16 protein-coding genes are annotated in these 19,289 nt (G+C 74.0%); 6 read left to right on the forward strand and 10 right to left on the reverse strand.

Annotation, left to right across the window (positions count from 1 at the left end):
* Positions 1-21 precede the first annotated feature (21 nt).
* Both IF83_RS0112615 and IF83_RS0112620 read right to left on the reverse strand, forming a co-directional pair.
* Entirely contained in the window at positions 22-1,989 is a 1,968-nt protein-coding gene (locus tag IF83_RS0112615; RefSeq protein ID WP_078843417.1) for an ABC transporter ATP-binding protein, read from the reverse strand.
* Positions 1,990-2,136: 147 nt separating this feature from the next.
* A complete protein-coding gene (locus tag IF83_RS0112620; RefSeq protein ID WP_030544222.1) occupies positions 2,137-2,859 on the reverse strand; it encodes a L,D-transpeptidase family protein in 723 nt (240 codons plus the stop codon).
* A gap of 106 nt (positions 2,860-2,965) precedes the next feature.
* Here IF83_RS0112620 and IF83_RS0112625 point away from each other — a divergent pair, with 106 nt between their 5' ends.
* Together IF83_RS0112625 and IF83_RS0112630 are read left to right on the forward strand one after the other, a co-directional pair.
* Entirely contained in the window at positions 2,966-4,837 is a 1,872-nt protein-coding gene (locus tag IF83_RS0112625; RefSeq protein ID WP_030544223.1) for an ABC transporter transmembrane domain-containing protein, read from the forward strand.
* Positions 4,834-6,615, forward strand: a complete 1,782-nt coding sequence (locus IF83_RS0112630) for an ABC transporter ATP-binding protein (protein WP_030544224.1) — start codon at positions 4,834-4,836, stop codon at positions 6,613-6,615. The genes IF83_RS0112625 and IF83_RS0112630 overlap by 4 nt, the downstream gene beginning before the upstream one ends.
* Positions 6,616-6,687: 72 nt before the next feature.
* On the opposite strand, the gene IF83_RS0112635 is transcribed toward IF83_RS0112630, so the two are convergent.
* Positions 6,688-7,479, reverse strand: a complete 792-nt coding sequence (locus IF83_RS0112635) for a metal-dependent hydrolase (RefSeq protein ID WP_030544225.1) — start codon at positions 7,477-7,479, stop codon at positions 6,688-6,690.
* 132 nt (positions 7,480-7,611) lie between these two features.
* Here IF83_RS0112635 and IF83_RS0112640 point away from each other — a divergent pair, with 132 nt between their 5' ends.
* The gene (locus tag IF83_RS0112640; RefSeq protein WP_030544226.1) at positions 7,612-10,137 is read left to right on the forward strand and encodes a DEAD/DEAH box helicase; all 2,526 of its coding nucleotides are present in this window, start codon (positions 7,612-7,614) and stop codon (positions 10,135-10,137) included.
* A gap of 20 nt (positions 10,138-10,157) precedes the next feature.
* Here IF83_RS0112640 and IF83_RS0112645 read toward each other — a convergent pair whose 3' ends face one another.
* From IF83_RS0112645 to IF83_RS0112660, 4 genes are all read right to left on the reverse strand, one after another.
* On the reverse strand, positions 10,158-11,213 hold the full coding sequence (locus IF83_RS0112645; RefSeq protein ID WP_158711039.1) for a DUF6397 family protein: 1,056 nt from the start codon (positions 11,211-11,213) through the stop codon (positions 10,158-10,160).
* 155 nt (positions 11,214-11,368) lie between these two features.
* Positions 11,369-11,773, reverse strand: a complete 405-nt coding sequence (locus tag IF83_RS0112650) for a roadblock/LC7 domain-containing protein (RefSeq protein WP_030544228.1) — start codon at positions 11,771-11,773, stop codon at positions 11,369-11,371.
* Between the two features lie 223 nt (positions 11,774-11,996).
* Positions 11,997-12,437 (reverse strand): roadblock/LC7 domain-containing protein, encoded by a 441-nt coding sequence (locus IF83_RS0112655; protein WP_051722706.1) that lies wholly within the window; start codon positions 12,435-12,437, stop codon positions 11,997-11,999.
* Between the two features lie 272 nt (positions 12,438-12,709).
* Positions 12,710-13,603 (reverse strand): oxygenase MpaB family protein, encoded by an 894-nt coding sequence (locus IF83_RS0112660; RefSeq protein WP_030544230.1) that lies wholly within the window; start codon positions 13,601-13,603, stop codon positions 12,710-12,712.
* A 156-nt stretch (positions 13,604-13,759) separates the two neighbouring features.
* On the opposite strand from IF83_RS0112660, the gene IF83_RS0112665 reads away from it, so the two are divergent.
* Together IF83_RS0112665 and IF83_RS0112670 are read left to right on the forward strand one after the other, a co-directional pair.
* Positions 13,760-14,044, forward strand: coding sequence for a hypothetical protein (locus tag IF83_RS0112665; protein WP_030544231.1), 285 nt, complete (start codon positions 13,760-13,762; stop codon positions 14,042-14,044).
* Positions 14,045-14,145: 101 nt separating this feature from the next.
* Positions 14,146-14,982 carry a hypothetical protein gene (locus IF83_RS0112670; RefSeq protein ID WP_030544232.1) on the forward strand — a complete coding sequence of 279 codons (837 nt, stop codon included), beginning with the start codon at positions 14,146-14,148 and terminating at the stop codon, positions 14,980-14,982.
* Between the two features lie 351 nt (positions 14,983-15,333).
* On the opposite strand, the gene IF83_RS0112675 is transcribed toward IF83_RS0112670, so the two are convergent.
* From IF83_RS0112675 to xylA, 3 genes are all read right to left on the reverse strand, one after another.
* Complete coding sequence (locus IF83_RS0112675) at positions 15,334-15,879, reverse strand: MOSC domain-containing protein (protein ID WP_030544233.1); 546 nt, start codon at positions 15,877-15,879, stop codon at positions 15,334-15,336.
* A gap of 87 nt (positions 15,880-15,966) precedes the next feature.
* The gene (locus IF83_RS0112680; protein ID WP_030544234.1) at positions 15,967-16,149 is read right to left on the reverse strand and encodes a hypothetical protein; all 183 of its coding nucleotides are present in this window, start codon (positions 16,147-16,149) and stop codon (positions 15,967-15,969) included.
* Between the two features lie 293 nt (positions 16,150-16,442).
* Positions 16,443-17,615, reverse strand: coding sequence for a xylose isomerase (gene xylA / locus IF83_RS0112685; RefSeq protein WP_030544235.1), 1,173 nt, complete (start codon positions 17,613-17,615; stop codon positions 16,443-16,445).
* Positions 17,616-17,795: 180 nt separating this feature from the next.
* Here xylA and xylB point away from each other — a divergent pair, with 180 nt between their 5' ends.
* Positions 17,796-19,259 (forward strand): xylulokinase, encoded by a 1,464-nt coding sequence (gene xylB, locus IF83_RS0112690; protein ID WP_030544236.1) that lies wholly within the window; start codon positions 17,796-17,798, stop codon positions 19,257-19,259.
* The last annotated feature ends 30 nt before the right edge of the window (positions 19,260-19,289 follow it).

Genomic DNA, 19,289 nt, shown 5'->3' on the forward strand with positions numbered 1-19,289 from the left:
GCCGCAGGCTGTCCGCCGCGCTCAGGGGCCGGCGGCCACCGGCGCGGCCGCGGTGTCCGGGCCGCTCCGGGTCACGGGAGCCGGGGCGCCGGCCGGGCGGTCGGCTCGGGCGCCGGCAGCGGCACCGTCCTCCGCACTGTTTTCGGTGCCGGTTCCGTGTGCCTCCCCGGAGTCGGGGGCCGTCTCGGCGTCCCTTCGGACGAGGGCCGCGTAGCGTCCGCCCAGGGCCATGAGTTCCGCGTGGGTGCCGCGTTCCGCGATCCGCCCGCCGTCGAGGACCACGATCTGGTCCGCCTCGCGGATGGTGGAGAGCCGGTGCGCGATGGTGATCGTCGTGCGCCGCGCGGAGAGCTCGTCGATCGCGCGCTGCACGGCCTGTTCGGTGTGGATGTCGAGCGCGCTGGTGGCCTCGTCGAGGATGAGGACCGGCGGGTCGCGCAGAATCGTCCGGGCGATGGCCAGCCGCTGCTTCTCACCGCCGGAGAACCGGTAGCCCCGTTCGCCGACGAGGGTGTCGTAGCCGTCCGGGAGACTCTCGATGTGGTCGTGGATCTGGGCGGCCCGGGCGGCCTCCCGGATCTCCTCCTCGGTGGCCTCCGGCTTGGCGAAGCGGAGGTTGTCGGCGACCGAGGCGTGGAAGAGGTACGTCTCCTGGGAGACGACGCCCACGGCCCGCGCGAGGGTGTCGAAGGAGAGGTCGCGCACGTCGGTCCCGTCCAGCAGGACCCGGCCGCCCGTGACGTCGTACAGCCGCGGGACCAGATAGCCGAGCGTGCTCTTGCCCGCGCCGGTGGGGCCGACCACGGCGAGGCTGCCCCCGGCCGGGACGGCCAGGTCGAGACCGAAGAGGGTCGGCGGGCCGCCGCCGGCCCGGTCGTAGTGGAAGTCGACGCCGTCGAAACGCACGTCGCCCCGCACCCGCTCCAGGCGCACCGGGCGCTCCGGTTCGGTGATGTCCACCCGGAGGTCGAGGTACTCGAAGATGCGCTGGAAGAGGGCGAGCGACGCCTGCAGCTGAACCCCGGTGGACAGCAGGCTGACCGTGGGCCGGAACAGGCCCTGCTGGAGGGAGACGAAGGCCACGAGCGTGCCGATGGAGATCTGCGGTCCCCCGGCCCGCAGCGCCATCCCGGCGGCCCAGTAGATGACCGCGGGCATGGCGGCCATGACCACGCCGATGACGGCCATGCGCCAGCGGCCCGCCATGCTGGAGCGGATCTCCAGCCGCGCCAGCCGTTCGGACTCGCCCGCGAACTGCTCCGCCAGGGAGTCCGCCCGCCCCATGGTCCGGCCGAGCAGGATGCCGCTGACGGAGAGGGATTCGGTGACCATGGCGGACATGGCCGCCATCTGCTTCTGCCGCTGCGCCGTGATCTTCTTCCGCTCCCGTCCCACCCGGCGGCTGATCCAGACGAACAGCGGCAGCAGGAGCAGGGACACCACGGTCAGCCGCCAGTCCAGGGCCAGCATGGCCACGACGGTGGCGACGACGCTGGTGAGGTTGGAGACCAGCGAGGTCGCGGTGGAGGTGACGGTGGCCTGCATCCCGCCGATGTCGTTGGCGATCCGGGACTGGACCTCTCCGGTGCGGGTGCGGGTGAAGAAGGCGAGCGGCATCCGCTGCAGCCGGTCGTAGACGGCGGTGCGCAGGTCGTGCATCACCCGCTGGCCCACGGTCGTCGAGATCAGCGTCTGCAGCACGCCGAAGACGCCCCCGGCCACGGCCGCGGCCAGCATGCCGAGCGCCAGCAGGCTCAGCAGACCCGTCCGGCCCTCGGGAATCGCGGTGTCGAGGATTTCGCGCAGCATGAACGGCGTGGCCACGGAGACCAGCGAGGAGGCGCCGACGAGCAGCCCGACGAGCGCCAGCCGGCCCCGGTACGGGCGGAACAGCCGCAGCACGCGCCGGAGTTCGACCGGGCCTTCCGCGTCGGGCACCGGCGGGGTCCACCGGCCGTCGGGTCCGGTGCTCAGGTCGTGGTGGCGCATGGATTCCTTCGCGATGCTGGTGTTCCGGCCGGCGGGGCCTCCGCGGATGGTCGGGCGACGGGCCCGGGACGGGCCCGCCGGCGGCCTTCGGAGCGTAACCCGCCCGCCGCGGCCGCCTCCCCGGCCGGCGGCCGGGGCCGTGGTCCGTCAGCCCTTCAGCATGTTCTTCTCCCCCATCACCACCACCGGATCCGCCTCGGGGTCGAGCGTGCGCAGCAGGTACTCCATCCCGGTCTTCGGGATGCTGACGCAGCCGGAGGTGCCGCTGCCGTGGTCCAGATGCAGCCAGATGTAGCCGCCCTTGTCCTCGCCCTCGGGGCGGTTCGGGTCGTTCGGCGGGGTGCCCTTCACCCGGTTGTAGTCGATGGCGATGACGTAGTCGAAGTCGTGCCAGTGCGTCTCCGGCCAGGAGCGGGGGGCGGCGAAGGCCGCGGAGCGGGTGTACGGCAGTCGCGCGCCGGGGTCGGCCAGCACGCCGCCGGCGTCGGAGAGCGTGAACACCCCGGACGGGCTGCGCTTGTCGCCCGCGCGGTGGTCCGTCGTCCAGCCCCGCTTGCCGTTGTGGGCGGGCCAGGCGCGGGCGCGGTCCCAGGTGTCCCCCGTCCGGGTGTAGAGCACGGCTTCGGCGTCGGCGGAGTCCCGGCCCTCGCCGTACACGACGACGGCCTGCCGGGAGCTCTCCGGGATCCGCGCCTGAAGCCGGTCGCCGACCCCGGGAAGCCGGGTCGGGTCGGCGGGGGGCGAGGCGTCGCGGGCCGGTCGCTCCCCGTCCGCGCGCTGGGCACCGCCGCCCGCCGCGCCGCAGCCGGTGAGGAGGGCGGCGGCCGTCAGGGCCGCGGCCGTTGTCCGCTGGATACCGGTGATGCGCATGGCTCCATCGTCCCACCCGCCGGAAAACCGGTTGATGCGGAGCGGGGGCGAACGCGAGTCTGGCCACGCTTCCCGACCGCCCGCCGAGACCGACCCCTGGGACGTCATGCAGATCAACGATCTTCCGTACACCGACCCGGGCTCCCCGGACGTACGGTCCGGCGGGCGTTTCCTGCTGTGGCTGGGCAGGCGGCAACTGGGCGGCCAGCTCAAGGCCCTGGGGTGGGGCACGCTCCACATGGCCTCTCTGGCGGCGGTGCCGCTGGTGGTGGGCATCGCCGTGCAGGCCGTGGTCGACCGTTCCGGCGGACGGCTCGCGCTGGCCGGTGGTCTGATCGCGCTGCTCGGCACGGTGATCGCGGTGGCCGACACCATGCTCCACCGCGCCGCGGTCACCAACTGGATCACCGCCGCCGCACGGGTGCAGCAGTTGCTGGCCCGCAAGACCGCCGAGATGGGCTCCACCCTGACCCGGAGGGTCGCGGCGGGCGAGATCACCGCGGTGTCGACGGGTGACGTGGAGAAGATCGGCTGGTTCGTGGAGGCCCTCTCCCGTTTCACCGCGGCCGCCGTCACGACGGCCGGCGTCTGCGCGGTCCTGCTCGTGGCCCAGCCGTCCCTGGGGATGGTCGTGGCCGTGGGCGTACCGCTGCTGGTGCTGGCGGTGCTGCCGCTGCTGCCGCCCGCCACCCGCCGGGCCGACGAGCAGCGGGCCAAGGCGGGCCGTGCCACGGAGCTGGCCTCGGACACGGTGGCCGGGCTGCGGGTGCTGCGCGGCATCGGCGGCGAGGAATTGTTCCTGGACCGCTACCGGCGGGCCTCCCAGGAGGTCCGGAGCGCCGCCGTGCGCAGCGCCCGCATGTGGGCGCTGATCAGCGCGGTGCAGGTGCTCCTGCCGGGGCTGCTGCTGACCGGGGTGGTCTGGTACGGCGTCACGCTGGCCCGGGCAGGGCGGATCTCCCTCGGCGAACTGGTCGCCGTCTACGGCGCGGTGACCTTCCTGCTGTTCCCGCTGCGGCACTTCGAGGAGATCGCGATGGCGTACTCCTTCTCCAAGCCGTCGGCGAAGCGCGCCGCGCGCGTGCTGGCGCTGCGCCGGACCCGTCCGGCCGGGCCGGGCACCGGATCCGGGAGTGCCGGTGGCACGGGCGGTACCGGAAGCCCGCTGACGGGAGATCTGTACGACCCGGTGAGCGGGCTGCACGCGCCGGCCGGGCTGCTGACCGTCGCCGTCTGCGGTGACCCGGACGCGGCCGGACGGCTCGCCGACCGGCTCGGCGGGCACGCCCCGCAGCGGGAGGAGGAACCGGACCGGCCGTCCGTCCTGCTGGGCGGTGCGCCGCTCGACGAGCTCCCGCTGGAGGAGGCCAGGACGGCCGTCCTCGTCCAGGACAAGGACCCGGTGCTGCTGTCCGGCACCCTCCGGGAGCTCCTCGACGTTCCCTCACGGGGCACGGTCACGGCGGCGGACGCGCTGGAGGCCGCCCAGTGCGGTGACGTGCTGACCGCACTCGCCCAGGGCACCGGCGGCGGTTCGGGTGATCCGCGGGAGGCGCGGATCACCGAGCGCGGGCGTTCACTGTCCGGCGGGCAGCGGCAGCGGCTGGCGCTGGCGCGCTCGCTGGTGACGGACCCGGAGGTGCTGGTGCTGGACGAGCCGACGAGTGCCGTCGACTCGCACACCGAGGCGCGGATCGCCGACGGGCTGCGGAAGCTGCGCGAGGGCCGGACGACGGTGGTCCTCTCCTCCAGCCCTCTGCTGCTGGACCGGGCCGACCGGGTGGTGTTCCTGCCCGACGGGGAGACCGCCGCGGTCGGCACCCACCGCGAACTGCTGCGCACCCACCCCGGGTACCGGGCCGTGGTCACCCGCGGCGCGGAGGACTCGGAGGATGAGCCGCCCCGCACGGCCGCGGCGCACCACCGGAACGGCCCGGCGGCACAGGCCGTCCGGGCGGAGATCGAGGAGACGGCATGATCGGCGTGGCACCCCCGGCGTACGACCCGGCGGCACCGGAGTCGGCGACCACGCTGCCGGTCGGCTCCCCCACGACCGTCCGCGCTTACGTCCGGGAGCTGCTGCGGCGGCACCGGCGGGCGTTCGCCCTGCTGGTGGCGGTCAACGCCGTGGCCGTGACCGCCTCCATGGTGGGGCCGTACCTGCTGGGCGGTCTCGTCGAGGGCCTCGCCGCCGGAGACGGTGGCGCCGATCTGCCGCGCGTCGTCGCGCTGTTCATGGTGGCCCTCGCCGTGCAGACCGTGTTCGTGCGGCTGGTGCGGCTGCGCGGCGCGGTCCTCGGGGAGCGGATGCTGGCCGATCTGCGCGAGGACTTCCTCGTCCGCTCCGTGGCGCTGCCCCCGGGCGTGCTGGAACGGGCCGGGACCGGTGATCTGCTCTCCCGCATCAGCACCGACATCGACCGGCTGGCCGAGGCCATGCGCGAGGCCGTGCCGCAGCTGTGCATCGGCGTCGTCTGGGCCGGGCTGCTGCTGACCGGCATGGCCGTGACCGCGCCCCCGCTCGCCCTGGCCGTCGTCGTGGCGCTGCCCGTTCTGCTCGCCGGCTGCCGCTGGTACTACCGCCGGGCGCCCGCCGCGTACCGCTCGGAGGCCGCAGGATACGCGGCGGTGGCCGCCGTGCTCGCCGAGACCGTGGACGCGGGCCGGACCATCGAGGCGCACCGGCTGGGCGCCCGCCGGATCGCGCTCTCGGACCGCCGGGTCCGGGAATGGACGGCGTGGGAGCGCTACACGCTCTGGCTGCGATCCGTGCTCTTCCCCGTGATCAACGCCTCGCACATGACGATCCTCGGGGCCGCGCTGATGATCGGCGGTGTCTGCGTGCTGAACGGCTGGATGACGGTCGGGGCCCTGACGACCGGCGCGCTGCTCGCCCAGATGCTCACCGAACCGGTGGGGCTGATCCTCCGCTGGTACGACGAACTGCAGGTGGCGCAGGTGTCCCTGGCCCGGCTCGTCGGCGTCCGGGAGATCGAGGAGGGCACCGGGAACGACCGCCTCGCTCCGGACGGGAGGGAAGTCCGCGCGGACGAGGTCCGGTTCGGCTACCACGAGAACGGCGATGTGCTGCACGGGGTGTCCCTCGGCATCCGCCCGGGCACGCGGCTGGCCCTCGTGGGCCCGTCCGGGGCGGGCAAGTCCACGCTCGGCCGGCTGCTCGCGGGGATCTACGCGCCCCGGGCCGGCGAGGTGACGCTCGGCGGCGCCGAGCTGGCGCGGATGCCCGCCGAGCGGGTGCGCGCGCATGTGGCCCTGGTGAACCAGGAGCACCATGTGTTCGTGGGCTCGCTACGGGACAACCTGCTGCTGGCCCGGACCGGTGCCGGCGACGCGGAGCTGTGGGCGGCGCTCGGCGCGGTGGACGCGGCGGACTGGGCGCGGGCCCTCGACGAGGGTCTGGACACCGAGGTCGGCTCGGGCGGGCTGACGCTGACCCCGGCGCAGGCACAGCAGATCGCCCTGGCACGGCTGGTGCTGGCCGATCCGCACACCCTGGTGTTGGACGAGGCCACCTCGCTGCTGGACCCGCGGGCGGCGCGGCACCTGGAGCGTTCGCTGGCGCGGGTCCTGGAGGGCCGCACGGTCGTGGCCATCGCGCACCGGCTGCACACAGCCCACGACGCGGATGTGATCGCCGTCGTGGAGGACGGCCGGATCACCGAACTGGGCAGCCACGACGAGCTGGTGGCGGCCGGCGGGCCGTACGCGGCCCTCTGGCGCTCCTGGCACGGCTGACGCCTCCCGCCCCGTGGCACCCCGGCCGGGTCGCGGGGCGGTCGGCCCGTCCGCGCGGGCCGTCGGGCGGCGTCAGATGACGCCGAGGGCGCCCAGCCCGCCGATGCCGCCGAGCAGCATGAAGACGGGCATCAGCACCTTCAGCTCGACCCAGCTCCCGGCGCGGAAGCGCATCGCCTTCGGCGGGCCGATCGGGTACCAGCGCTTGTTGCCCACCGGTATCGGCCACAGCACGGGGCAGCCGGAGACGGTGATGGCGTCGCCCGCGCAGTGCACCAGCGAGCCCAGGACGATCGGCAGGCCGAGCCACAGATACTCCTGGCCGGGTGCGCTGAACAGCCAGTCGGCGCCGTTGCCCGGCTTGTTCAGCACGTCCGCCAGGATCCAGGCACTGGTCGCTCCCAGGAGCCAGACGAGCACGTCGCTGGAGACCCGGGCGGCCCGCCACAGCAGCCCCTCGACGGCGAGCACGAGGTGGACGAAGAGGATCGCCAGGACCGCCCAGCGCCCGCCGGTCATCGCCAGGACGGAGACCCCCGTCCCGACGAGTACGGCCCACAACCAGGTGTGGGTGAGCGTGCGGTGGCCACCGGTGCGCCGCGGGTCGCCCTGCTTCTTCGTCGCCTTGTACACGGCGGCCGACAGCTTGTCGATGACCTCGCAGAGGGTGCGCGAGACCGGGCCGAAGGCACGGGAGATGGTCGCCGACTTGTGGTCCAGGTCCGGGGCGAGGGCCGCGCCCGCGCAGATCAGCGCGCCGACGACCAGCACCGGCCACGGCATGGGCCGGTCCGCGGCCGCCGCCGCGGCGCCCACCCCCAGCCAGGCCGCGGCTCCGGACAGTGAGTGCGCCGGTCCCATCATCTGATTGCCCGCCCCCGTTTTCTCTTGTGGTCGCCTGTGGCCCCGCGTTGGTGCTCCGTCGGCACACCAGCCTAGCCGCAATGATCTTCGAGTCTCCGGCCGGTTCCCCGATCCGGTGCCGGAGCAGGCAGTATGGAGGGCGTGACCACCCTTATCGATCATCTGCCGAGCAACGCCGATCCCGATGCCCTGTTCGAGTCCTTCTCGGCCTGGTCCGAAGAGAGGGGGATCTCCCTCTATCCCGCCCAGGAAGAGGCGCTGATCGAGGTGGTCTCCGGCGCGAACGTCATCCTCTCCACACCGACCGGCTCCGGGAAGAGCCTGGTCGCCGCCGGGGCGCACTTCACCGCGCTCGCCCGGGACGAGGTCACCTTCTACACCGCCCCGATCAAGGCGCTGGTGTCGGAGAAGTTCTTCGACCTGTGCAAGCTGTTCGGCACCGAGAACGTGGGCATGCTGACCGGCGACGCCTCGGTCAACGCCGACGCCCCCGTCATCTGCTGCACCGCCGAGGTGCTGGCCTCCATCGCGCTCCGCGACGGCAAGGACGCCGACATCGGCCAGGTCGTGATGGACGAGTTCCACTTCTACGCCGAACCCGACCGCGGCTGGGCCTGGCAGATCCCGCTGCTGGAACTGCCGCAGGCGCAGTTCGTCCTGATGTCCGCGACCCTCGGCGACGTCTCGCGCTTCGAGGAGGACCTGACCCGGCGCACGGGCCGGACCACCGCCGTCGTCCGGTCCGCCACCCGGCCCGTGCCGCTGTCGTACGAGTACCGCACGACTCCGCTGACGGAGACGCTGACCGAACTGCTGGAGACCCATCAGGCGCCGGTGTACATCGTGCACTTCACCCAGGCGGCGGCCGTGGAGCGGGCCCAGGCGCTGATGAGCATCAACATGTGCTCGCGCGCCGAGAAGGACGAGATCGCCAAGCTGATCGGCAACTTCCGGTTCACCACCCGTTTCGGCCGCAATCTCTCGCGCTATGTCCGGCACGGCATCGGGGTGCACCACGCGGGGATGCTGCCCAAGTACCGGCGCCTGGTGGAGCGGCTGGCCCAGGCCGGTCTGCTCAAGGTCATCTGCGGCACGGACACGCTCGGCGTGGGCGTCAACGTGCCGATCCGGACGGTGCTGTTCACGGCCCTGACCAAGTACGACGGCCAGCGGGTGCGGACGCTGCGGGCGCGGGAGTTCCACCAGATCGCCGGCCGGGCGGGCCGGGCCGGTTTCGACACCGCCGGCTTCGTGGTCGCCCAGGCCCCCGAGCACGTCATCGAGAACGAGAAGGCGCTCGCCAAGGCGGGTGACGATCCCAAGAAGCGCCGGAAGGTGGTCCGGAAGAAGGCTCCCGAGGGCTTCGTCTCCTGGGGGCAGAACACCTTCGAGAAGCTGATCGCCTCCGAGCCGGAGCCGCTGACCTCGCGTTTCCGGGTCACCCACACCATGCTGCTGTCGGTGATCGCCCGACCGGGCAACGCCTTCGAGGCCATGCGCCGGCTGCTGGAGGACAATCACGAACCGCGGAAGAACCAGCTGCGGCACATCCGCCGCGCCATCGCCATCTACCGCTCGCTGCTGGACGGCGGCGTCGTCGAGCGGCTCGACGAGCCCGACGAGCAGGGGCGGATCGTCCGGCTGACCGTCGACCTCCAGCAGGACTTCGCCCTCAGCCAGCCGCTCTCCACCTTCGCGCTGGCCGCCTTCGACCTGCTCGACCCGGAATCCCCCTCCTATGCCCTGGACATGGTGTCGGTCGTGGAGTCCACGCTCGACGATCCGCGGCAGATCCTCGCCGCCCAGCAGAACAAGGCCCGCGGCGAGGCCGTCCAGCAGATGAAGGCCGACGGGGTGGAGTACGAGGAGCGGATGGAGCGCCTCCAGGACATCGGCTACCCCAAGCCGCTGGAAGAGGTGCTCTTCCACGCCTACAACGTCTACCGCAGGAGCCACCCCTGGGTGGGCGACCACCCGCTCTCGCCGAAATCCGTCATCCGGGACATGTACGAACGGGCGATGACCTTCACGGAGTTCACCGCCTTCTACGAGCTGGCCCGGACCGAGGGCATCGTGCTGCGCTACCTCGCGAGCGCGTACAAGGCGCTGGAGCACACCGTGCCGGACGACCTCAAGTCCGACGACTTCCAGGACCTCACCGCCTGGCTGGGCGAGATGGTCCGGCAGGTGGACTCCAGCCTCCTCGACGAGTGGGAGCAGCTGGCCAACCCGGAGGTGGAGACGGCGGAGGAGGCCCAGGAACGGGCCGACCAGGTCAAGCCGGTCACGACCAACGCGCGCGCCTTCCGGGTGCTGGTCCGCAACGCGATGTTCCGCCGGGTGGAGCTCGCCGCGATCGAGAAGTACGCCGAACTGGGCGAGCTGGACGCCGAGTCCGGCTGGGACGCGGACGCCTGGGCCGACGCCATGGAGGCGTACTGGGAGGAGTACGACGACCTGGGTACCGGCCCGGACGCGCGCGGCCCGAAGCTGCTGCGCATCGAGGAGGACACCGAGCACGGGCTGTGGAAGGTACGGCAGACCTTCGCCGACCCGAACGGCGACCACGACTGGGGCATCAGCGCGGAGGTGGACCTCGCGGCATCCGACGAGGAGGGCCGCGCGGTGGTCCGGCTCACGGACGTCGGCCAGTTGTAGCCCCCTCCCGGACCCGGTGGTCAGCATGACGGCGAGCGGTGCAGCCAGCGCCGGAGGCCGCGCGGGGCCGGCTTCCCGGACGGCCCGGTCCGCTCCGTCCGCCCGGTGGGCCGCCCCGAGCCGGAGGGGCGGGTCCGCCGGCGCACGGCGGCTCCGTCGGCGGACTCCGTACGGGGCCGCATCCGACCGGTCACGGCCGCCGGCTCCGGAGCGGGCCGCACCGGGCCGGGCCGCCCGGCCTCTCCCGGGCGGGGCGCGGGGCGCTCCGCCCGCGCCTCGTCCAGGCAGAGCGCCAGGCCGATCCGGTGCCAGAGGATCTCGTCCGGGTCGTCCGCGGTGAGCAGCGGCTCCACCAGCGGCCGGGAGGACGGCGGCTCGTCCTTCGCCGGCAGGAGCGAGGCTCTCAGCCGGCGCAGATATGCCCGTTCGTAGGGATCGTCGACGACCTCCGGCAACTGCTCGGCTCCGAGTACGGCCGCGGCGACCGCCGCCCGCTCCCAGGCGTCCTCGGCTTCCCCGGCCAGCTGGGCCACGCGCCTGCTCCGCCAGTTACGGGCTCGCCAGTCCTCACCGGCGTCCAGCAGCTTCCGGAGATTGCGGGGGGTGCTCCCGGTGAGCAGTGCCGGCTCCCGCTCGGCGAACTTCCGCAGTTCCACCACCGGGTAGAGCCAGACCAGGGTCCGGTAGCGATTCACGTAGAACGTCACGGGGCTGAAGCAGCCCACCTTGGCCAGCCGTGTGAAGCGGGCCGGTCCGATGCCCAGCAGGGCGGCGCCCTCGGTCGCCGTCACGGACCGTACGCGCTCGCGCAGAGCGTCCGGAAACCCCTCGGCCGACCGGAGGCGCTCCACCTCTGCCGCCGGGACCCTGCGCCGCCCTTCCGGACCGGCGACCGTCCGCACCACTCCGAGACGCACGCCGAGCTCCAGCTCGCCGGGTTTCAGCCCGAGCCGCGCCGCCGCGCCGCGAAGGGCGAGCGCTCCTTCCGCGCCGCTCCGCCGTACCGGCCGTCGTCCGTTCCCCACCTGCGCCGCCATGGTCTCCCCGCCTCGATCCGCAATCGGTCCATCACTCACGGTGACGACCGTAGCGCGGAGCGCGGAGTTGCCGCTCGGCCTGTGGATAACTCCGTGCGGGACCGGGTCGGAGGCCCGGGCCGGCGGCCGGGCCCCGGGACCGGCGGGGAGGGGAGAACAGCCCCGGCCCCGCGGACTCACCGGCGGCCGCCGGTTCAGCGGTCCGGCGGTCTGCGCTCGCGCGGCGCGACCCCCAGGTGCTCGCCCACCCGGTTGACCAGCAACGTCATCTCATAAGCGACCTGGCCGACATCGGCCCCGGCCGCGGTGAGCACGCACAGACAGCTTCCGTCGCCCGCCGCCGTCACGAACAGCACGCCGTCGTCGAACTCGACCATGGTCTGGCGGACTCCGCCGGCCGCGAAGTGGTGGGCGGACCCCTTGGCGAGGCTGTGGAGCCCGGAGCAGACGGCGGCCAAGTGCTCGGCGTCCTCGCGCCCCAACTCCTCGCTCGCCGCCGTCACCAGACCGTCATTGGACAGGATCAACCCGTGCCGGACGTAGGCCAATCGCTTCGTCAGGTCGTTCAGCAGCCAGTCGAGCCCCTTGCTGAGCGCCATTCCTGCCTCCCCGTCGGCGATTCGCCTCAACTGCCGCCAGCCTGTCCCACCGCGGCCACCGGGGCAAGACAGCCCCCGGCCACCAACCGCACGATGTGTGCCATTCACGGCGGAACCGGGAGAGATTACGGGTGAAACCGCCGAGATCACCGCGGTATCCGCGGCATGGACACCCATGCGGCCCCCGGGCGGTGGGCGGCGGCCGGAAGCCGGCGCGGCGCGCTCAGCCCGCCGGGCCCGGCGGCGCGGGAGAGGGTACGGCCCGGCCGGCGCCGCCCACGCGGTCCGCCAGCCGGTCCATCTCGGCGGCCACGACGCCCGGATCGGCCTCACCGGTGCCCAGTACGGCGAGACAGCCGTCCTTGCCCGCCGCAGCGACGAACAACCAGCCTCCGGCGTCCAGTTCGACCATGGTGCGGCGCCCGCTGCCCGCGCCCAGACGGCGCCCCGCATCAGTGGCGACGCGGTGGAACCCGGCGGCCACGGTGGCGAGATGGCGGGCGTCCGCCCGGCTGAGCCCCCGCGAGGATCCGGTGACGAGCCCCACCGTGGACAGCAGGACGGCGTGCCGCACTCCGCGCACGCGGCCGACCAGTTCGTCCAGCAGCCCGTCGAGGCCGTCACCGGGGCGGAAGCCGGCACCGTTCCAGTCGACGTCTCCCATGCCCGTTCTCCTCACTCCCCCGGCAGCACGGACGGTGCGGCAGGAGTGTGCGCGCGGGCCGGCTGCTCATGTTCCATGAGTCCGGCACGCTACTGCGGGCAGCCGGCGGAACTCCGGACAAAATCCGGAACTCGGCACTATCTGACCGGTCTGCGTTCAGAAGCGATCGGGACGCACCGATACCTGCCAATCGATCCGCTATCCCTCCCAGAGGGCACGAGTCGGTGGAATATGACCGGACGGCGTCGCGGAGGGATGTGCCGGCGTCCGTCTCAGGAGAGGGCGCCGCCGCCGCGCCGGACGGGGCAGCCGCCGGTCCCGGGCACCGGGAAGGTGCCCAGCTCGGCCACGCGGTAGCCGTCCCGGTAGCCCTTGATCTGCGGATTCCGACGCGCGTAGCGGGGTGTGCCGCGCGGCGGCAGCAACCGCACGGCGCGGCCGCGGAGCCGGAGCGCGCCGCGCACGGCGGCCCGTACGGCCGGTTTCGGCGGGGCGTACCGGAAGGCCCGCAGCAGGGAGTCGTCCATCAGGGCCGTGCTCGCGCCGCGCACCAGCGGGGCGAGGGGGGCCGGATACCAGGAGGCCATCAGGGCGAGTGTCGCGTCGGAGACGCGCCGCGCGCCCTCGTCCCAGGAGAAGTGCGCCGCCTCGTAGGAGTCGAGACAGTGCTCGAACCCGGCGTAGGTCTCCGGGAGGTCCCGGATGCCCATGTGGCGGCCGAGCGTGCGGTAGTAGTTGACGAGGGCACGGGTCTCGTGCCCGGTGAGCCGCCGCCAGCCGTAGGCGTCGATCCAGCGCTTCGGCACCACGACGAAGGTGCTCAGCACATAGCGCATCTCGTCGTTGCCGATGTCGTAGCTGCGGTGCATGCGGTTGATGCGGCGGATGGCCGTCCGGCCGTCCTCGCTGTCGAAACCGTGTTCCAGCACCGCGTCCAGCAGCAGCGCGGTGTCGTCGTACCGCTTCTGCGGGCGGCCGGTGAACTCCCCGGTCCGCGCGAGCAGTCCGCCGATGGCCGGCACCGCGTAGGTGCGGTGGAGGGCCAGTTCCAGGGCGCGGGTGAGGTCCCAGGGGAACTCGTACGCGGCCGTCAGCCGGTAGATCCGCAGAAAGTCCCGCTCCGGATCCAGTCGCAGGATCTCCTTCAGCCGGTCATAGCGCTTCACGCCGTCCGTCCCCCTCCGCTCGGCCGGGTTGCTCCGCCGGACCTCACCCACTCTACGGATCACGGGCACGCTGGGTAGGGGACGCGGGAACGTGCGGCACCGTCCGCCCGGTCCGGCGCCGGACCGGGAACGGGGAAAAGGGAAGGGGTGGTCGGCATGTGGCGCAGGTTCCGCGGGATGGTGGTGCGGTGGAGCCGCCGGGAGGCCCCGGCGGCCGCCGCCCGGCCGCACAATCTGTTCGAGGCCGCCGCGCTCCATGTGGCGGCGGGTGCCGAGAACGACGACGAGCGCGCGGCCGAAGCGGCCGACTGGGTATCGCCCGAGGCGCTGTGCTTCGGCGTGACGGAACTGGCGAGCAGGGCGGTCATCGTCCTCGCCCGGGAACGGGGGGAGTCGCCGCATGCGGTGGCCCGTGCCCTGCTCGGTCTTCCCGCGGACTGACTCCGGCGTGGCGAGCTGCCCGGGACGTGCTCCAGATCTCTCGACGCCGGGGTTACCCACTGGTTAAGGTTCGCGCACCGACGACCTGGTGGGAGGCTGCCGTGACCGCGACGGAGGAGTCCGCGACGGATGAGGACGCGCTGTTCGTCCTGACCGCCGTGCTGCTCACGCCCGCCCGTTTCCCCGGCGTGCTCGGCGACGACTTCCCGGAGGTCTGCGCGGCGCTCGGCCTGGAGCCCTACGAGCAGGGGTACGGGCTGGTGCTCGGGCAGGACGGCGGCGGTGCCCGCTGGACCGTGGTCATCGACGACGTGTCGCTCGTCGCCTGCGCCCTCGCCGCCTGGGACTGCGGCATGGAGTACGACCTCTCGCCGGACGAGCGCAGTGTCGTCAGCGTGCTGCCCGGCTGGCCGCTGGCGGTGGCCGTCTCCGCGCCCGGAGTCCCCGCGCCTCACGACCCGCCGCCGGACCCGGAGAGCGGACGGCCGCCGCTGGCCCCGCCGGACGCGGCGACGTGGGGCCCGGCGCAGCGCAGGCTGGGGGCGGACGAGATCGCCCTGCGGTGGGCGGTCTGGCGGGAGCAGTACGAGGGGGCGGAGGAGCCCGCGGGGGGCGGCGGGGACGAGGCCGCGGACGGCCCCGCCGGAGCCGCCGAGCCCGCCGGGCCGTCGCACGAGGGCGTACGGCGCGTGCTGCGGGAAGCGCACGCCTATCTGGAGACGCCCCCGCCGCCCGGCCGGGTCCGCTCCGAGTTCGCCTCGGACGGGGCCAGGACACTGCGGGCCGACGGTCCGGGCTGGAGCTTGGTGGCGCGGACCGACGACATGGCGTTCGTGCTGCTCGACGACATGCCGGGGGACGTGATCCCGGTGGGACGCGGGCCGAAGCTGCCCGCGCTGCTCCGGGCACTGGACGAGATGGCGGCCAAGCCCGCTTGAGCGGTGCGCCGGGCGCCCGGTCGTAACGGCGCGCGGGCGTGCGCGCCGGAGCGGCACCCGGATTCCCGGCCGGCTCGCGGCCGCCCATGGCCGGACCACCGGCCACGGGCCCCGGCGGAGCCGGGTGGTCCGCCGCTTCCCGCCGCGGTGTCCCGCGCGGCTCCGACCGCGCTCACCGGCCGGGTGCAGCGAGGTGCGGCGCCGTCGGCGGGCCGGGTGCTCCCCCGCCCTGCGAGCTGCGGCCCGTCAACAGCTGTTCGCTGCGGTTGGCAGGGGCCCGGCCCCCAGCGCGCCCCCCGCCCTCGCCCCGCGCCTGCTCCCGGATCGCCCGGCGGGCGGCGCGGGACGGCGTCAGACCGGTGCCAGCGGGCGGTGCGGCCCCGCGGGCGCCTCGGCCTCGATCCGGTCACCGGGTCGTACCGCTCCGCCCACCAGGACGATGCCCATGATCCCGGCCCGGCGGATCACCCGTCCGTGCTCGTCGCGGCCGAGGACCTCCTTCAGCAGCCCGGCGCGGAGGCCGTCGATCTGCGCGCAGGGATTGCGGAGACCGGTCACCTCGACCACCGCTTCGGCGCCGAGCCGCAACCGGGTGCCGGTGGACAGCCCGAGCAGATCGATCCCGGCGGTCGTGATGTTCTCTCCCAACTGCCCGGGGAGCACCTGGAATCCCGCCTTCGCCACGTCCGCGAACAGCTCCTGGTGCAGGAGGTGGACCTGCCGGAGATTGGGCTGCGCCGGGTCCCGGGCCATGCGCGACCGGTGCCGCACCGTCACCCCCTGGTGCGCGTCGCCCTCGACGCCGAGCCCGGCCAGCAGCCGGATGGCGTCCCGCCCCCGCTTGCTGAAGCGGTACTCCTCCTCGCGGCTCACCGCGGCGACCGTGCCGTCGTTCATCCCCGATCCCCCGTCCCCCGGGTCCCGGCCCGCTTCCACGGGCTGCTTCAACGGGCCGCCTCAACGGGACGGTACCGGCGGCGGGGGTCAGCGGCCCAGTTCTTTGCGGGTCACCCTCTTCAGCCGGCGGCGCTGCGAGGGGTCCAGCAGCAGATAGGCGCCCACCGGCACTCCGACGAGTACCAGCAGCGCCGCCCAGAAGGGCAGCAGCCACAGCAGGAACACCCCTGCCACCGCGCCACCGACCACGATCTTCGTCCTCTTCGACATCTCTGCGCCTCCCTTGAGCGGCGGATGCCGCTGTACTCGGTGAAACGGCCGGACCCGGCCCCGCGGTTCCGCCCGGAACCCTGAGCCGACCCTGACTTCCACCGCGCGGCCCCGGCCGCGTCCACCACCGCGTCCACCGTCCCGCGCGCGACGGCCCGGCCCGGACGGTCGTCCGGGCCGGGCCGCCCGCGGAGCCGGGTCCCGTACAGGGGAGGCCGGGGCCCGGCCGCGGGGCGGGCGCGGGCAGAGCGCGCACGCCCCGGGCGCCGGGGTGCGGGACGCGGGATGCGGGGTCAGCCGCGGGCGCCCAGCAGGTGGTCCATGGCGAGCTGGTCCAGCCGCTCGAAGGCCATCCCGCGCTGCGCCGCCGCGTCGACGTCGAAGGACTCGAAGGCGTTCCGGTCGGCCAGCAGGCCGGCGAGCGTCTCGCCCTCGCCGAGGGTCGGCCGCGCCAGCTCGTCCAGCCGGGAGGCGCGCAGGGCCTCCTGGACCTCCGGGTCGGCGCGGAAGGCCGCCGCCCGCTCCTTGAGGAGCAGGTAGTTGCGCATGCAGCCGGCCGCCGACTCCCACACGCCGTCGTAGTCCTCGGTGCGCGGCGGCTTGAAGTCGAAGTGCCGCGGGCCGTCGTAGCCGGCCGTCTCCAGCAGGTCGACCAGCCAGAAGGCGGAGCGCAGGTCACCGGCGCCGAAGCGCAGGTCCTGGTCGTACTTGATGCCGGACTGGCCGTTCAGGTCGATGTGGAAGAGCTTGCCCGCCCACAGGGCCTGCGCGATGCCGTGCGCGAAGTTGAGCCCGGCCATCTGCTCGTGGCCGACCTCCGGGTTGACGCCGTAGAGCTCCGGGCGCTCCAGGCGCTCGATGAACGCCAGCGCGTGCCCGACGGTGGGCAGCAGGATGTCGCCGCGCGGCTCATTGGGCTTGGGCTCCAGGGCGAACCGCAGGTCGTAGCCCTTCTCGGTGACGTACTCGCCGAGCACGTCGAAGGCCTCCTTGAGCCGGTCCAGGGCGACGCGCACGTCCTTGGCCGCGCCGGACTCGGCGCCCTCGCGCCCGCCCCAGGCGACGTACGTGCGGGCCCCCAGCTCGGCGGCCAGGTCGATGTTGCGGATCGTCTTGCGGAGCGCGTAGCGGCGGACGTCGCGGTCGTTCGAGGTGAACCCGCCGTCCTTGAAGACGGGGTGGGTGAACAGGTTGGTGGTGGCCATCGGGACGATCAGGCCGGTGGCGTCGAGCGCCTCGCGGAAGCGCTTGATGTGGGCCTCGCGCTCGGTGTCCGAGGAGCCGAAGGGGATGAGGTCGTCGTCGTGGAAGGTCACGCCGTACGCGCCGAGGTCGGCGAGCCGCCGTACGGACTCGGCCGGGTCGATGGCGGCCCGGGTGGCGTCACCGAAGGGGTCGCGTCCCTGCCACCCCACGGTCCACAGGCCGAAGCTGAATTTGTCGTCCGGTGTCGGCTGGTAGCTCATTGCGGGCTCCTCGCTATTTCGTCATGGCGCTTTACAAATTAGTATGCACGAGCGCGGCTGGGAAGCCCGGAGGCCCTCCCGGCCGGAGAAATCACCGGAGAGGGCGGCACGGGCATCGCGCCGGCACGCCACAGGCACACCAGGGACAGGGCACGGGACGGCCCGGGAAGGGATCGCGCGATGACAGCAACGGGAGGGCAGCGCTCCGGTGACGGGCCGCTCGTCGTGGGCGTGGACAGCTCCACCCAGTCCACGAAGGCACTGGTCGTCGACGCCGCCACCGGCGAGGTCGTCGCCCGCGGGCAGGCGCCGCACCGGGTCAGCGGCGGCGCGGGACGGGAGAGCGATCCCGGGCAGTGGTGGGAGGCGCTGGGCGAGGCCCTCCGCCAGTGCGGCGCGGCGGCGGAGCGGGCGGAGGCCGTCTCGGTCGGCGGGCAGCAGCACGGGCTGGTGACCCTGGACGCCGGCGGGCGGCCCGTGCGGCCCGCGATGCTCTGGAACGACGTGCGCTCCGCCCCGCAGCGCGACCGGCTCGTCGAGGAGCTCGGCGGCCCGGAGGCGTGGGCGGAGCGGATCGGCTCGGTGCCCGCCCCGGCCTTCACGGTCACCAAGTGGGCGTGGCTGCGGGAGAACGAGCCGGAGGCCGCCGCGCGCACGGCGGCCGTCCGCCTGCCGCACGACTACCTCACCGAACGGCTCACCGGGCGCGGCACCACGGACCGGGGAGACGCCTCCGGCACCGGCTGGTGGCGCGGCGAGGACGGCTCGCCGTCCGGCCGCTACGACGAGGATCTCCTGGGCCGCGTCGCCCTCGACCCGGCGCTGCTGCCGGAGGTCGTCGCGCCGGGCTCGGCCGCGGGCACGGTCCGCGGCGGCCTGGACGGCCTGCCGCTGAAGCCCGGCACCGTGGTGGGCGCGGGCACCGGCGACAACATGGCCGCCGCGCTGGGCCTCGGGCTGCGGCCGGGGCGGCCCGTGCTGAGCCTCGGCACCTCCGGCACGGTCTACGCGGTCTCGGCACGCCGTCCCGCCGACCCGACCGGCACCGTCGCCGGGTTCGCCGACGCCCGCGGCGACTGGCTGCCCCTGGCCTGCACGCTCAACTGCACTCTGGCCGTGGACCGGTTCGCGGCGCTGCTCGGCCGGGACCGCGAGGCCGTGGAACCGGGCGGCTCCGCCGTCGTCCTGCCCTTCCTCGACGGCGAGCGGACCCCCAACCTGCCGTACGCGTCCGGGCTGCTGTACGGACTGCGGCACGACACCACGCCGGGGCAGATCCTCCAGGCCGCCTACGACGGCGCGGTGTACGCGCTGCTGTCGGCGCTGGACCTGGTGCTCGACGCGGACGCCGACCCGGCCGCGCCGATCCTGCTCATCGGCGGCGGCGCCCGCGGCACGGCCTGGCGGGAGACGGTGCGCCGGCTCTCCGGCCGCCCGGTGCTGGTGCCCGAGGCGTCCGAGCTGGTGGCGCTGGGCGCGGCCGCGCAGGCGGCCGGGCTGCTGACCGGGGAGGACCCGGCCGCGGTGGCCCGGCGCTGGGGAACCGACCGGGGGCTGTCCCTGGACGCGGTGGAGCGGGACGAGGCAGCCCTGGAACGGCTCGCGCGGACTCTCCGGGGCGCGGGCCCGCTGCTGGAGAGCTGAGACCCGGACGCCGCCCGCGCCGGCCGGACC

This window comes from Streptomyces albus subsp. albus, assembly GCF_000719865.1.
GTDB lineage: Bacteria > Actinomycetota > Actinomycetes > Streptomycetales > Streptomycetaceae > Streptomyces > Streptomyces albus_E.

Excerpts from the sequence above, each read along its gene's own strand:
- IF83_RS0112615 (WP_078843417.1), bottom strand. The coding sequence starts at position 1,989 with ATGCGCCACCACGACCTGAGCACCGGACCCGACGGCCGGTGGACCCCG.
- IF83_RS0112620 (WP_030544222.1), bottom strand. The coding sequence starts at position 2,859 with ATGCGCATCACCGGTATCCAGCGGACAACGGCCGCGGCCCTGACGGCC.
- IF83_RS0112625 (WP_030544223.1), top strand. The coding sequence starts at position 2,966 with ATGCAGATCAACGATCTTCCGTACACCGACCCGGGCTCCCCGGACGTA.
- IF83_RS0112630 (WP_030544224.1), top strand. The coding sequence starts at position 4,834 with ATGATCGGCGTGGCACCCCCGGCGTACGACCCGGCGGCACCGGAGTCG.
- IF83_RS0112635 (WP_030544225.1), bottom strand. The coding sequence starts at position 7,479 with ATGATGGGACCGGCGCACTCACTGTCCGGAGCCGCGGCCTGGCTGGGG.
- IF83_RS0112640 (WP_030544226.1), top strand. The coding sequence starts at position 7,612 with ATGGAGGGCGTGACCACCCTTATCGATCATCTGCCGAGCAACGCCGAT.
- IF83_RS0112650 (WP_030544228.1), bottom strand. The coding sequence starts at position 11,773 with ATGGCGCTCAGCAAGGGGCTCGACTGGCTGCTGAACGACCTGACGAAG.
- IF83_RS0112655 (WP_051722706.1), bottom strand. The coding sequence starts at position 12,437 with ATGGGAGACGTCGACTGGAACGGTGCCGGCTTCCGCCCCGGTGACGGC.
- IF83_RS0112665 (WP_030544231.1), top strand. The coding sequence starts at position 13,760 with ATGTGGCGCAGGTTCCGCGGGATGGTGGTGCGGTGGAGCCGCCGGGAG.
- IF83_RS0112675 (WP_030544233.1), bottom strand. The coding sequence starts at position 15,879 with ATGAACGACGGCACGGTCGCCGCGGTGAGCCGCGAGGAGGAGTACCGC.
- IF83_RS0112680 (WP_030544234.1), bottom strand. The coding sequence starts at position 16,149 with ATGTCGAAGAGGACGAAGATCGTGGTCGGTGGCGCGGTGGCAGGGGTG.
- xylA (WP_030544235.1), bottom strand. The coding sequence starts at position 17,615 with ATGAGCTACCAGCCGACACCGGACGACAAATTCAGCTTCGGCCTGTGG.
- xylB (WP_030544236.1), top strand. The coding sequence starts at position 17,796 with ATGACAGCAACGGGAGGGCAGCGCTCCGGTGACGGGCCGCTCGTCGTG.